The organism is Mangrovibacter plantisponsor (assembly GCF_003182475.1).
Taxonomy (GTDB): Bacteria; Pseudomonadota; Gammaproteobacteria; order Enterobacterales; family Enterobacteriaceae; genus Mangrovibacter; species Mangrovibacter plantisponsor.
The window spans coordinates 31624-44921 of the sequence record NZ_QGTS01000001.1 but is presented as its reverse complement, the minus strand read 5'-3'; the positions used below and the strand labels follow the sequence as shown (position 1 = coordinate 44921).

16 protein-coding genes are annotated in these 13298 nt (G+C 46.9%); 6 read left to right on the top strand and 10 right to left on the bottom strand.

Annotated elements, in window-relative coordinates; genetic code table 11:
* Positions 1 to 21 precede the first annotated feature (21 nt).
* The gene (locus DES37_RS00250) at positions 22 to 1518 is read right to left on the bottom strand and encodes an MFS transporter (protein ID WP_110024438.1); all 1497 of its coding nucleotides are present in this window, start codon (positions 1516 to 1518) and stop codon (positions 22 to 24) included.
* A 109-nt stretch (positions 1519 to 1627) separates the two neighbouring features.
* On the opposite strand from DES37_RS00250, the gene DES37_RS00245 reads away from it, so the two are divergent.
* From DES37_RS00245 to DES37_RS00235, 3 genes are all read left to right on the top strand, one after another.
* On the top strand, positions 1628 to 2224 hold the full coding sequence (locus DES37_RS00245) for a TetR family transcriptional regulator (RefSeq protein WP_110024437.1): 597 nt from the start codon (positions 1628 to 1630) through the stop codon (positions 2222 to 2224).
* 77 nt (positions 2225 to 2301) lie between these two features.
* The gene (locus tag DES37_RS00240) at positions 2302 to 3060 is read left to right on the top strand and encodes a MipA/OmpV family protein (protein ID WP_110024436.1); all 759 of its coding nucleotides are present in this window, start codon (positions 2302 to 2304) and stop codon (positions 3058 to 3060) included.
* 87 nt (positions 3061 to 3147) lie between these two features.
* Positions 3148 to 3483 (top strand): helix-turn-helix domain-containing protein, encoded by a 336-nt coding sequence (locus DES37_RS00235; protein ID WP_110024435.1) that lies wholly within the window; start codon positions 3148 to 3150, stop codon positions 3481 to 3483.
* 801 nt (positions 3484 to 4284) lie between these two features.
* Here the strand turns inward: DES37_RS00235 and DES37_RS00230 are convergent.
* From DES37_RS00230 to DES37_RS00220, 3 genes are all read right to left on the bottom strand, one after another.
* A complete protein-coding gene (locus DES37_RS00230; protein WP_245929909.1) occupies positions 4285 to 4833 on the bottom strand; it encodes a VOC family protein in 549 nt (182 codons plus the stop codon).
* Positions 4834 to 5017: 184 nt separating this feature from the next.
* Positions 5018 to 5797 carry an SDR family oxidoreductase gene (locus tag DES37_RS00225; protein ID WP_110024433.1) on the bottom strand — a complete coding sequence of 260 codons (780 nt, stop codon included), beginning with the start codon at positions 5795 to 5797 and terminating at the stop codon, positions 5018 to 5020.
* Complete coding sequence (locus DES37_RS00220; protein ID WP_110024432.1) at positions 5797 to 6123, bottom strand: nuclear transport factor 2 family protein; 327 nt, start codon at positions 6121 to 6123, stop codon at positions 5797 to 5799. Before DES37_RS00220 ends, DES37_RS00225 begins: the two co-directional genes overlap by 1 nt.
* 90 nt (positions 6124 to 6213) lie before the next feature.
* Between DES37_RS00220 and DES37_RS00215 the strand changes: the two genes are divergently transcribed.
* Positions 6214 to 6540 (top strand): winged helix-turn-helix transcriptional regulator, encoded by a 327-nt coding sequence (locus DES37_RS00215; RefSeq protein ID WP_110024431.1) that lies wholly within the window; start codon positions 6214 to 6216, stop codon positions 6538 to 6540.
* Positions 6541 to 7135: 595 nt separating this feature from the next.
* On the opposite strand, the gene yfjT is transcribed toward DES37_RS00215, so the two are convergent.
* From yfjT to DES37_RS00185, 6 genes are all read right to left on the bottom strand, one after another.
* On the bottom strand, positions 7136 to 7603 hold the full coding sequence (gene yfjT / locus DES37_RS00210; RefSeq protein ID WP_110024430.1) for a protein YfjT: 468 nt from the start codon (positions 7601 to 7603) through the stop codon (positions 7136 to 7138).
* A 23-nt stretch (positions 7604 to 7626) separates the two neighbouring features.
* Positions 7627 to 8067 (bottom strand): YfjS/YafY family lipoprotein, encoded by a 441-nt coding sequence (locus DES37_RS00205; RefSeq protein ID WP_110024429.1) that lies wholly within the window; start codon positions 8065 to 8067, stop codon positions 7627 to 7629.
* The gene (ypjK, locus tag DES37_RS00200; protein ID WP_001144029.1) at positions 8067 to 8303 is read right to left on the bottom strand and encodes a protein YpjK; all 237 of its coding nucleotides are present in this window, start codon (positions 8301 to 8303) and stop codon (positions 8067 to 8069) included. Before ypjK ends, DES37_RS00205 begins: the two co-directional genes overlap by 1 nt.
* A gap of 40 nt (positions 8304 to 8343) precedes the next feature.
* Positions 8344 to 9045 carry a DeoR family transcriptional regulator gene (locus tag DES37_RS00195; protein ID WP_110024428.1) on the bottom strand — a complete coding sequence of 234 codons (702 nt, stop codon included), beginning with the start codon at positions 9043 to 9045 and terminating at the stop codon, positions 8344 to 8346.
* A gap of 216 nt (positions 9046 to 9261) precedes the next feature.
* Positions 9262 to 10083 carry a DUF932 domain-containing protein gene (locus DES37_RS00190; protein WP_110024427.1) on the bottom strand — a complete coding sequence of 274 codons (822 nt, stop codon included), beginning with the start codon at positions 10081 to 10083 and terminating at the stop codon, positions 9262 to 9264.
* Between the two features lie 91 nt (positions 10084 to 10174).
* On the bottom strand, positions 10175 to 10999 hold the full coding sequence (locus tag DES37_RS00185; RefSeq protein WP_425451678.1) for a GTPase family protein: 825 nt from the start codon (positions 10997 to 10999) through the stop codon (positions 10175 to 10177).
* 234 nt (positions 11000 to 11233) lie between these two features.
* On the opposite strand from DES37_RS00185, the gene DES37_RS00180 reads away from it, so the two are divergent.
* Complete coding sequence (locus tag DES37_RS00180) at positions 11234 to 11605, top strand: hypothetical protein (protein ID WP_245929906.1); 372 nt, start codon at positions 11234 to 11236, stop codon at positions 11603 to 11605.
* Between the two features lie 256 nt (positions 11606 to 11861).
* Positions 11862 to 13265, top strand: a complete 1404-nt coding sequence (locus DES37_RS00175) for a hypothetical protein (protein WP_211320523.1) — start codon at positions 11862 to 11864, stop codon at positions 13263 to 13265.
* The last annotated feature ends 33 nt before the right edge of the window (positions 13266 to 13298 follow it).

The following is a 13298-nucleotide window of genomic DNA, read 5'->3' as shown; positions in this document are numbered from 1 at the left end:
GTAAGAAGTGTGGCACTGCCATCAGCTGTGGCTGACGGTATTACCCTGTTTGAAAATAAAAAAAGTCAGAATCATCAACACCATCAGAATTAATGAGGCTGATTCAAGCATGACATTGTGCGACTGCATAAAAGCAGACGATGCGGAAGTAAGAAGCTCCTCACGGGCTACTTCATCAAGATGGCGCGCAGCCTCAACGGCTTCGCTAAATGAGGCGCCTGCAGAAGCGCGAACTGATTCAGGCAGGTGCGCCGGCAGACGAACCGTAGTGGAATAAACACTAGCGAGAACCGAACCGAAAATAGTTATTCCCAGCCCGGTTCCCAGTTCGTAAGACATACCCTCAATGGAGCCAGCAGAACTGGCTTTATGCGCAGGTGCTGCAGACATGATGGCTGAGGAAGAAGCCATCAAAGCGATGGTATCCCCGGCCCCAAGAAGTGTCATCCATAGCCATGCTTTCGTGGCCTGAACACCAAAGTTAATGTCTGACAGCATATAAAGACTCAGGGCTGATACAGCAAGGCCTGACGCAGCAACCATCCTGATACCGAAGCTATTAATAAGATAACCGGCAAGAGGGCCAGCCAGACAACCTGCAAGCATCAGCGGCATGATATACAGCCCGGCCTGTACAGGCGTGAAGCGGTGGACGTACTGTAACTCCTGAGAAATGACAAGCTCAAAACCAACCAGGGTAATCATCGAGGTCAGCGCCAGAACGATGCCGGCGAGGATATTGCGTTGCTTCAATAACCCCGTATCCAGAAGAGGCCGTCGGCTCACCATCTGGAGAGTGATGAAAATGCCCAGTAAAACCAGACCGACCAGTAAGAGATAAACAGACATCAGGGTGGGGTTGCCATGATTTATGAGGCTCTTGGCGCCATAAATAGTTATCAGTATTGCACTCATCAGCAGAAGACCCTGAGAGAGGTTTACTGGTTGGCGGATAAGGTTTTCATCCTCAGGTATCAACCGCTGAATTAACATAATGACAATCAGCACAACCGGTACATTTATAAGAAAAACAGATCCCCAGTAAAATTGGCTCAGCAAAGCCCCTCCCACCAGTGGACCTGCCAGAGCGCCGCCTGTACCTATTGTTGTCCAGATCCCCAAAGCCATATTTCTGTCTTTATCATCCGTAAAATTCTTTCTTACAGCCGCAAGCGTCGCAGGCACAATCATTGCCGCACCGACTGCCAGAAGCGCACGCGCCGCTATCAGGAGTTCCGGCGATCGGGCGCAGGCAGCCGCTGCAGAAGCTATGCCGAAAACTATGCTTCCTGCGATCGCCATTTTTTTGTAACCAATACGGTCTCCAAATGAACCCATGGGCAGCAAAAGTGCAGCCATAATCAGAGGGTAGATGTCCATAATCCACAGTAACTGTTGATGAGAAGCCTGAAGCTGCGTACTCAAAACCGGCGCTACAACATAGAGAATTGTTGCGTCAATAGATACGGGTAAGTACATGAATATTATTACTAAAAGTACATACCATTTGCTTTTCATGCTGTAGGTGCCTTGTTGAAACAGTAAGAAGTGGACATGTGTTCAAGTTAAATTTATAGTGAACTTGAACGCATGTCCATATTGAGTTTGAAAAAGGAGTCGAATCGGAATGTCTTATTACAGTCGTGAGGTGAGACGGCAGATGATCCTGGAAACAGCCGTAAGCATTGCCTACCAGGAGGGATTATCGGCTATGACAGTAAGGCGAATTGCACAGGAAGCGCAAACTGCCATTGGACAGATTCATCACCATTTTTCATCTGCTGGCGAGTTGAGGTCCGAGGCGTTTAAGCTTTCGGTCGAGCAAGCCCTTAATCTGCTGACTGATGTGGGAAAAAAAGAAAACGCAAGTTGCCTGGAGATGCTTAGCTGGTGTCTGTTTATTGAGGATCATGAAGAAGCACATAAGTACAGTAAACTGTGGAAAGAAGCTGAGGTCATTTCATTTCATGATGAAAATATGCGTGACGCATTTCGGCTGGTTACCAGACAGTGGCATACGGCGATTGTCGATCTCCTTGAAAAAGGCGCTTTAAATAATGAATTTACCTATGACAGACCGAAAGAATTGATAGCATGGAATTTTATTGCTTATTCTCATGGTCTGGACGGTATATTCAGTCTCGGGATTGAGGATTTTGGTCATAAAGAATATAAAGAAAGTACGGAGTCATTTATCAGAAGTCAGATTGTGATGGTTAAGTAGCCAGGAAGATTTCACAGAAAATCTTCGGGTAAGTAAATGCGCTATAAGAATTATTTAAATTTTTGGCAAGGTAAGGTATGACATATAAAATTGTATCGGGCGTGTCTCTGGCACTTCTGTTGGGAACGTCTTTACACTCTGCACAGGCTGATGACTTTTCGTTAGGTCTTACTGCGGGATGGTCTTCAAAACTGTATAAAGATGTTAATCCGAACAAAAACAGTCTCATATTTCCCAATATCGATTATGATGCGGGTCGCTTCTGGTTCCATGGGCTTAGCGCTGGATTTGATATTCTTCAAACACCTGCGGATAACATCTCTTTAGTCGGATATTATTTCCCACTTTCTTTTAAAGCAAGTGACAGTCATTCCCATGCAATGCGACAGCTAAAAAACCGTCGCAGTACGTTGATGACAGGTATCAGGTATGAGCATGAAACTCTTAGTATGGGTAAATTTGAAACCACGCTTGCTACTGATGCCCTTGGTACGAGCAATGGGTTTCACTGGAACAACGCTTGGAGCTACCCGGTACAGATGGGTTCACTTGGTATAGAACCCGCTTTAGGTTTCAACTGGAATGATCGGAAATTTAATAAGTATTACTACGGCATTAGCGCCGATGAAGCCGGGAGAAGTGGGTTACGAAAATATACGCCGGGTGAAAGTGTAACTCCCTATGCAGAAATCAACCTGAATTATACGCTGACTGAAAAATGGAACATCTACGGGGGGGCTCGTTACACCCTGTTACCGGATGACGTCAAAAAGAGTCCAATGATAGAAAAAGATTCGCTTCTTTCCTTGTGGACCGGGGTTGCTTATACCTTTTAATTACGAGCCGGGTTTGGTAGCCCGGTTTTAATAATCACTAACTTTGGTGGCAATGCATAATAACCAGTTGTGTCTGTAGGTAATGTTATGAATGAAGTCCTGTTCTGTTCTGAATTAAAAATGTGGATTGAAGATAATATTACTGAAAGACTCCTTCTCGATGATGTTGCGATAAAATCCGGCTACTCAAAATGGCATCTGCAACGAGTATTCAAAAAAAACACAGGCATTTCTCTGGGGTTGTTTATCAAACGGAGAAAGCTCAAGTTTGCTTACAATGATATCATGGTAAAAGAAGAGACAATTACTGACATTGCATTAAAGTATGGTTTTGATTCATTGCAGTCTTTCTCTCGGGCTTTTACAAGGCATTACAGGTTTCCGCCTTCGATGATTCGTAAAAAACGCATTGAAAATAAATAAAAAAATAAGTTGACCTTATAATGAATGTTTCGCCCCATCAAAAATCACGGCGAGAATTCGTATTTGAGAACACAGGTTCGCCCCGCTTTTTATGCTAATCTTATAGACGGAAAATTTTCTGAAAAATTTTTCCTGTAATCAAGCAAGCTCCCAGGCTGAAGTGGCAAATATTGTTTCGCGGCAAACGCTTTGTCCGGAAAACCAGAGTGTGCCTGAAAAACAAAGGAAAGATGACTTCTTCAGAAATGCGGTAACCCTTTAAAAATATGGTTGCCGAAGCCTTCTTATCTTCAGAGTTGATGTCGCCTGTTTAGACAGGAATTGTAGATAATGAATGTTAGTAGGCGCCAACCAGAGTCGGTCGGCACCATTCAAAATCGACGCTTACGGCGTGTTTAGAGTAAGAATTTCAGCATAATATGAAGGTTCATTATGAAGATAAAATGAACCGCTTTATTCCAGTCGATTTTGTAGGCTGGTTGCATTTTTTAAACATGTGTTCTCGCAGGATTCATTAAGATAACTGAGGAGGCTCACACCAACGAAGATGCAGAGCATATCGTCGCAGCGAATGAAGGCAATGCGGTATCTATCGCAGCAGGAAGATAGTTTCCAACGGGATAAATATCCATTGCGTATATGGAAATTCAGGTTGCTGGTTTATAAATATATTACTGAGGTGGCAACTGAGTCAAAGCGTCTCTCTTTGAGCATCTAGTTGCCAGTTAAATACTTATCGATAATGATTAGCCATGTCTATGTTTTCTTACCGCTTACATAACCTGGCATGAATCAGGTAAATCAGCCCTTAGGTATCCAACGACGTTCTGTTGCCCCTTCATCGTAACGAACACCGGAGGGGAGGGATATTAACTCAACTAGTATGCCAAACGGCGTCATGCCAAACCACGTCTGGTTACCTTCTCCCTCTTCCTGCGCGAAACAGTCTGACGGCCCGTCAAACATTTCGGCTCCGTGTAAACGCATGTCGGCAGCAGTCTTATGGATATCATCCGTATACAGTGAGAAATGATTAATTCCCGGCTGGCCAGGACTGGCATGATGCTCCTGAACAGCGGGAGAGGTCTGAAACAGTTCGACGTTACAACCGTTCGCCAGACGTAACATGGCTAACCCTGTAAGGTTCATTTCAGCGGGGAAACCATTCAGACGGGACATCTTATCTCCCGTTATGGTTTGATTCTGATGGTCAGATGCCACCAAACGATAAAGGACTGAGGCACCCAGCGCCTGGCAGAAAAATGCTTCAGCTTGTGCAAGATTTGAAACCGTAATGCCAATATGTTCTATACCGCGAATCATCAAAATCCCCCCTTCGGTGTTTTTCATTAGATTGATTTCACAGGTATTTAAGCATGGCAGAAATGTCGTGTTTGTCACATAAAGTGGTTTAGAGGTCTTTTACAAATGAAGTAATCTCTCCAGACTTCTGCCAGAAGCAGACGTAACTCCTTACTTGATTATTCTTAGGATACTTAAACGGCCGGCATCATCAGCCGTTTAAGAGACATGCCTACACCGTTGGGATGGTGCCGCCATCTATCACATATTCCGTACCCGTGATAGTGGCAGCACAGGACGACGCGAGGAAAACGATGAGGTTGGCCACTTCGATGGGCTTTGAAGGACGACCCAGCGGAATACCGCCGAGTGCGTTCATAATGATTTGCTTACCGCCTTCGTAATTTGTTCCTGCCTGCTGCGCCAGTCGTTCCGCCATCGCTACCGATGCTTCGGTTTCTACCCAGCCAGGCGCAACACGAACCACCCGTATTCCCTTAGGGGATACTTCTTTCGACAGGCTTTTGCTATACGTTGACAACGCCGCTTTCGCCGCCGCATATCCAGTGGTCGATTCCGGTAACGGCAGTTCACGCTGAATAGAAGTGACGTGAATGATCACTCCGTCCTGCTGCACCAGCATCTGGGGTAGCAAGGCACGATCTAAGCGTACCGCAGGCAACAGGTTAAGATTGAGTTCCTGTTGCCACTCATCTTCACCTAGCGCTGCAAAGCCACCGCCTGACGCGGTAGAACCGCCTGCTATGTGGACGATGATATCGACACCGCCCATGTGCTCCTGAACGGCTTTCACTACTGAGTCACACCCTTTGATTGTGGTCAAATCCGCCGCAACGAAAGCGTCTGCGATACAATCTGTGGGCGTGTGGCGCGCGGTTGTTAACACGGTAGCGCCGTGCAGTTTTAATAGCCCGACAACCGCTTTGCCGATCCCTTTGGTACCTGCGGTAACGAGCACGCGCCTGCCCTGAAAATGAATATCCATCGGCATCAGACAATCTCCAGGGTGTTAATTTTGTCGCCAACCAGACCGAAAGCATATGTGAGTATCACTGAGCTACCGGGAAAATTACCAACAACATTCGACGTGACCGTTACGCGATCGCCTTCCTGATGAATATCAATGGGCTCAATACTGTAGTCAAATGCAGCCTGCAGGGCACGTTGCCACGCTTCGATTGCCGCATGTCCTCGATGAGTATTATCTTCATCGTTCACAATGGCATCGGTGGTAAAACAGTGCTTAATGCCGTCAATATCGGCACTATTGCTCTTCGCAAAATATGTTGAAATAGCATTCGGTAGTGATAATGACATTGCTCTATACTCTCGTTATTTACAGTACGAGAATTTTTAACATAGACTGTGAAATTAACAAGTACGCACAAAAAAGTGAGCAGCTGAACTATGAGTAAGTTATATAGCCCGGAATCTGCCGCAAGCGGTGTGGAGCAAGTCCTGCGACTGCTGGAAGGCCGCTGGAAACTAATTATTCTTTTTCATCTCTTTGATGGAAAAGTGCAGCGCTATTCTGATTTTGAAAAGCTGATCCCCGAAATTTCGCAGAAAATGTTGGCGCAACAACTGCGAAAGCTTGAAGCCGACGGCATTGTGTCGCGTATGGTGTATCCCCAGGTCCCCCCCAAAGTTGAATATCGACTCACTGAGTGGGGGCAGGCGCTGTGTCCGGCCCTTGATGCAATGCTAAAATGGGCTGAAAAACGCGAGGTTTAGATATCACTGTTATATTTTTATCTCTAAACGATCATTGCTGATGTCTGCTGTTCGCTCACAGCGGACCTTCAATCCAGTAAGTATGTCCGCTTCGAGCTGTGAGTCCAGCGATTATTACAAGAATCGAAATACACTAACCAACTGGGAGCGGGGTACGTCGGCAATCGGAGCTGCAGGCAGGTAGCTCCTGCAGCCAGTATTGTTAACATTTTAACAGCAGCACTCTGCTTCTTTTTCACTACATTCTTCACAAATTCTGCAAGAGCAGAAGTCCTCAAGGTTATTGCACTGGCTACATTTTTTGCAGGTACAGTCCGACTCTTTCTCGTCACAGTTCTCACAAGTTCCACAAGTACATGCACTCATCATGTGTGCACACTTATCACAAATTTTATCCATAGTTTCTCTCAACCGCTAAATAAATAATCTCAACATAACACGTAATTATTTTATCATTTCTATATGGTCAACTAAAATTGGCCACTTCGCTCATCATTCGGAAGTGCCTGGACTAATCGGTGGAAATAAAAAGAAAAAATAAGCCCTGACTGCCTCTGGCAGCCAGGTATTTTGTTATGGATGGAAAGCACAACAGTCACTCGTTAGTGCAGCCTGCTAATGTTGGCAGTGCCTTCGTAGCGTTCGTCAGGTCAACGCTGAAGGTCCCTGCTTTGCGGTCATTGACGTAGACGTCGAACTGCCTGGCCTTACGGATATCCATGATGAAACTAAACCAGGCATTATCACCATTACGCCAGCCAAGGGTCGAGGGAATGGCATATTGCTTATGGTCCATCACCACTGTGATGTCAGTACTGTCATCATGCGAGCTGATCGTTTTATCACCTGCGAGGGTCAGAAAAACCGAGTGCTGGTAAATACCGTTCTGGTCCGGATTTTCTGTGCAGTTGATGGTGAACATCTTTCCGCTGCTATTCGTCACACTGTATTCCGCATTGCCCTGACCGTACCCCTGTTGCCAGAGCCCTGAAACCGCAGAGGCATTGAAGCTGACAAGCAGCACGCCTGCGAGCATGAGCCGATTTAAAGAATTTATTTTCATTTCTGTCTCCTTTGTCTTTGTATTTATTCCCGGTTATCAGGATTTGAGGGTATCAGCAGCCGTCCCATCAATTTGCCGTCATGGGAATATTCAAGGAAACGCTCCCGGGTGCGCGGGTCAGTTTTCTCGTGGTATTCCAGGCTGATGTTGTCGGCAATACACAGCGCATTCATCAGCGGCTGGACGATTTTTTCCTCCATATCCACGAGGTAGTAGTAACTGCCGCCCTCGCAGCCATCGGGCGACTGATTGGTACGTAAGACCTGTAGAGTAGGACCTGAGAGAGTAATCTGCGACCACTCTTCCCTGACATCATCCTGACGGCTCACCACATCGCTGAAGCGCGGAGGCGTGAGGTCCTTAAATTTACTGATAGCTTTGAGGTCATCACTCCTGTCATCGCAGGCGCTCAGAAACAGAGTGGTGGCAACCAGCGCCAGCAGAGGTAGTGTTTTACGTTTCATTATTTTTTCCCTGAAATCAGACGAACCACTTTGGCAAAGACATAAATCCCCACGAAAATACCCACAGGCACGCCAACGAACGGCGTCAGCGCAACACTGGCAGCACCGGCTGCGCCACCACCCGTCAGTAGTGCGGCAACTGTGGCAAGTGTCAGGGCCGTGAGGCTGTCGGACACTCCGGTTTTATTCAGAATGATGACGATGATAACAATGGCGATAATGGCAATAACGGGCACTGGGCTCCTCCCTGTTACCGGGTTGATAACAACGCCTGCGCTATTCCGGTGGGCTGTCAGCCGGAATAAACGTAAGCAGTGACTGCTGGATAAAGCGAAAGTGGGGTAAGGCCTGAATGAAGACCGGATCTTCAACCAGGCGACACAGATTGTCATTGCGGCGGAAAGTCTCCTGTAAAGGCTGAATCAGATGGATTTCATCAAGTGTGAATAAGGCGATATGCCCTTCGTGTTCAGCCACCAGATACCAGGTCTGCTGGTGGATGAGTAACCGGCAGGGAGCCAGGCGCTCACAGCGTCTCCCCTCCGCAATCAGCGTCACCCGCCTGCGCCCGGTAATGGCCTGAATTAGTCTCCAAAAAGACAATGCTCCTGAAGGCGAAGGAACCGGCCTGGCTGGTGCTATCACGCAGGGAGACTCATCGCACATCAGCAGAGCGTTCACCAGACGGCGGTCAAGGCCGGGAAAAAGTCCGGCCAGCCCGCTGCGGTGGGCAAAGATAAGCACGTCGGGCACCATCTGCATCTCACTGCCAGCAGTGCGTAAGCGGCAGTATCCGGACTGATACTCCAGGTCCAGATACATCAGTCGTTCACGAAAATCACGCCGCAGCGTGCGCACTGACACGCCAAACTCAGCCGCCAGTTTCCGCACGCTCAACGTTTCACCCGCAACCAGACGGCTGATTATCAGTGACAGCCTGACAGCCAGCCGGTCATGGCGGCGCTCTGCCTGTGTCATGAGAGGTTCTCCAGAAAAGTTAACTAACTGAAAATGATGTGATTACTTTAAAGAGGGGGGCGGACAGGGTATGGACACCGCAGAAACTATTTTTTATTTCTGCAAAAGCCAGATGTAATGGGGGTTAAAGGCTATAACCGGGAGATTGAGGCACACGAGCACATAGCGATGCGGACAGGTGGTGTCCGATATTAACAATATGGCAACATGAAACGTCTACTGCAATTGCGTGAGCAGTGTTTCTGCCATCACCCACAGCGCACGGTTAAGCTTCACGTCCCCGTCAATGCCACGCACGGCACGGGTATGCGTCCGTCCGCCTTTAGCATTACGCCCGCTGAGTCCGCCCTTAATCAGGTTTTCCTGAATCCGCTGATAGGTGGTCCAAAGGTCATTGCTCTCATCCTGCAAGCGGCGCGGGGAGAGTATCTGCGATTCAGTAACCGGCTGGTGGTCCTCACCAAAACGATACGTAAGCGCGGCTTTTGCCAGTGCCTGCTGCGCAGGTAGCGGTAACAGCAACGACTGCATGGCATCCCGCTTCTCCTCCACCCGGTCAAAAATCCCCAGTACCTCATACGCGCCTTCAATCACCTGACTCACCACGTCCCCCTTGTGTGGCACCCTTACCTCGCCAAACGACTCGCCGCAGACAAGACCGTTCTGACACACTGCTCTGAATAACCCCGGCAGCATCTGGTAGGAACTGGTGCCGTCATGTGAATTAAGCAGAATGATTTCCGGTACCTGTTTACCGGTAATCTGCCCCTCACGCCGCAGACGCAGCATGTGCTTGGTGTGCTCGCGTCGACCCGGGTCACGCACACGGGTCTGACAGGCAAAGAATGGATGGAAGCCCTCCTGTTGCAGGCTGCCCAGCAGGGAGATGGTGGGTATATAGGTATAACGCTCACTGCGGGATTCATGTTTGTCCTCGCTGAATACGCTGGGCACCACGCGAAACAGCTCCTCACGGGTTAACGGGCGGTCGCGACGGATAAGATTTGCTGCGCCAAAGCGCGAAGCCAGACGGGTCATAAGCAGACTCCTCATAACGGGAAAACAAATAAAAGGAATCCCCGTCGCATCGGCGACAGGGTTAGGGAAATAACAGGGATGGATTAAATACTCAGAAGAAGAAATCCCAGACGGCGCGGGCCACTGACACCACGGTGGTGCGCACAGCCTGAATGACGGCCCGCACCGGGGCGGGTATTAGGGGAAAGGCACTGATGCTATCGAGTACAGCGCCGACGGTTTCACCAAAATCGCTACGAGCCTGCTCCCGGACTACCGACGTGCGAAAGGAAGACTGGAGTTGCGACACCACCGGGCTGGTGGCCTCACGTGGCAGGCACTTAATCATTCGCTCGGCCATCATCCGCAGTCCCCACTGCAGACGGACAGACACCGCACACACTGGATGTGCAGGCTGGAACAGCTCATGCAACAGACAGATTTTGCGGCTGATATTCTGCTTCTGTGCCATGGACAATGGTCCCCCACCGCTGGTGGGTTCGGCCTTATCCGACTGGCTGATAACAAACAGCACTTTATGCCGGTAAGCCTCCCCAATCACCTGATGATAAAAGTGTTCATCTACTGCCAGAGCCCGGTCATCAGCCTTGATCAACCACAGCACCAGGTCGAGCCGGGGAAGCTGTTCTCGGTACAGCGCAGCATACTCGGTATCTCGAGCACCACTTTCGCCTACGCCGGGCAGGTCCACGATGGTCATATAGTGGTCGCCAACCTGCAGTCGAAAGCGCAGTGGCTCACGGGTACAGGCCGCCACATCGCTGACGGGTGATACTTCCCCGGCAAACAAAGCGTTGCACAGTGATGACTTACCCGCTCCGGTTTTACCCATAATGCCGATCACAGGTTCATATTCAGTAAGCAAGTGTATGTGTTTTAGGATCGTATCAGAAAGGCGTGTAGGCAGCGCGGCCATCGCCTTGTTGATGGTATTGATACCCTCTTGTTTACTCATGATTTTTCCAGACAGAAAATAAAATAACAACGGCGAACCCACAGGTTCGCCATATGGATGGTTGTGTTCAGAGAAATGATATATGTCTGAAAATATTTGGATTATCTGGTGCCACTTAGATAGTGGAAACTGGGCTAAAGGCATGCTGGAACAACCTACATCTCTCGGTTTAAGGATCGATGAAGCCGTTGATTAGTGTTAAGATTACCGCCAATTTTTCAGCGTTCTGATTCTTTCTGTGAATCAACGTATTGGGCTTCCCTGATAGCCGAACAGTACAAGATTGTTCGTCCCGATTTCCTGTTCTTTGCCGAACAGGATGGCAAAATGGTTGTGGACTTGGTAGATCCACATGGCCTACATTTGGCTGATGCTTTGCCCAAACTGAAAGGACTGGCACTATATGCCGAACATCATCCTAGTGCTTACAGACGAATCGAATCCGTCGCCGAAGTAAAGGGTAAATTACGGGTGTTAGTTTTGAAACGGCAGGATGTACGAAATGCTATAGCTGTAGCTGAAAATGCGGAAACGTTATTCAGTAGTGGGCTTGCCAATGACTATTAATATCCTAAGATAAATTGAATATAAAATGGCTTTTTATAAACTGAAAGGCCAGAGTTATAAAGAATTTTTTTATATACTGATAAGCGGTTCCACTAGTTAACTTAAATAAGTAGGTGATGGCTATGAATTTAGGATTTTTTTTGGTGCTGGTGCAGAAATTGGTTATGGTTTACCAAGTGGAGGCAAATTTGCTATTGATCTTTTTAGACAAGATCCAAGTCAGTATAAAACCGAGCTCCGCCAACAACTGCGATTAGTGGATTCACGCTCACCTTACGCCAATGATTGGCTACCTCAGGGGTATGCTGATAAAAGCATTTATGCTTTTGGACGTAACGAGTTTTCCAGTATTATTGAATCATCTATCGAATATAAACGTGAAGAAATAATTCGCCGTCTAAATCGTTTTGATCAAGAGTGTGATGATACCCTATTAACTCTAGGAATTGATAAGGCCATATTGGAAAATTTATTTTCAGAGTTAACAGGACATGTCATTGGTGAGCGTCTGTATACACATGATATTCGTCTTAACGAGCTACTAGCCAGAGATGTTAAATTATTCGAGTCTGAATATTACTCTGCTATGTTGGACGTGGTACGAGAATCAGATAACAATGATGATTTAAAAAGGTACGTCATATCATTTTTACAATTATTGGTCGGTGCACACGGACAATCTCTTGTTCAACGCCTAAACCAAGAGTTATTTGAGGCTGCACCGGATGATTTACCCATCTTCGATGATATTACCGGTATGTTCCGTCTGGAGTTTAACCGCATTGGTTCGACAGCTTTGGAACTATTGCTGGAAGAAAATAGAAATTTCAATATTGATGAGGATGCAACAGCTCTTACACTTTTCTGTGCTATAGCCCAAAAAGCATTAGAGAATCTGTTCACAACAGTACTCGACTACCAGAAATTGATAGATGACCATTTCCGATATCTCTTCTCACCTTCCACAGAATGGGCTAAGTTTACTCGGATGGTTATTTTCCTCAAGATCGCACGCGATTATATTAGTGCCCAGGCACCATCTATCGAAGATCTTCCCGATCATGGCTATTATCATGACTTAGCTACATTTGATGGTGATCTAACAATTTCAGCCATTGGTACGGCTAATTATAACAGCCTTCTGGCAGAGGTTTTCCGTGGTATGAATATAGAATTACCACAAATTATTCACCTAAACGGCAGTGTACACGACTACTATAATCCTTATAAAAATGCGGTTATCACTTGTGAAAATCCAGATAACGTAGATCAAAGTCAGATCCATGTTCCATTCATGCTGACGCAAAGCGGTCTTAAGCCTTTAACATCAGTAACTATGTCAAGACGATATGTTAGTCTTTTTGATGCTTATGCTGAATCTGATGCTATTATTGTTGTAGGTTTTGGATTTAATAAAGATGATAGCCATATTAATGGACTTTTCCGTGAACTGGTTGAGAATAAAGGACGGAAATTAATTCTTATTTCGAGACGTGTGGATGGAAGTATTGAAGAACAGAAACGGCGGTTGCGAAACAAACTACGTATTTCCCATGAGTTTAACCATTTGTTAATAGTAATTCCAGTAGATGATCTCACAAGGTGTCAAGATGACCGACTATGGTTAGAGCAAGTTGTTGATACTTTGAACGAGGGATAAAGCAGCTAGTGATAGTGCTATAACTATTATTGT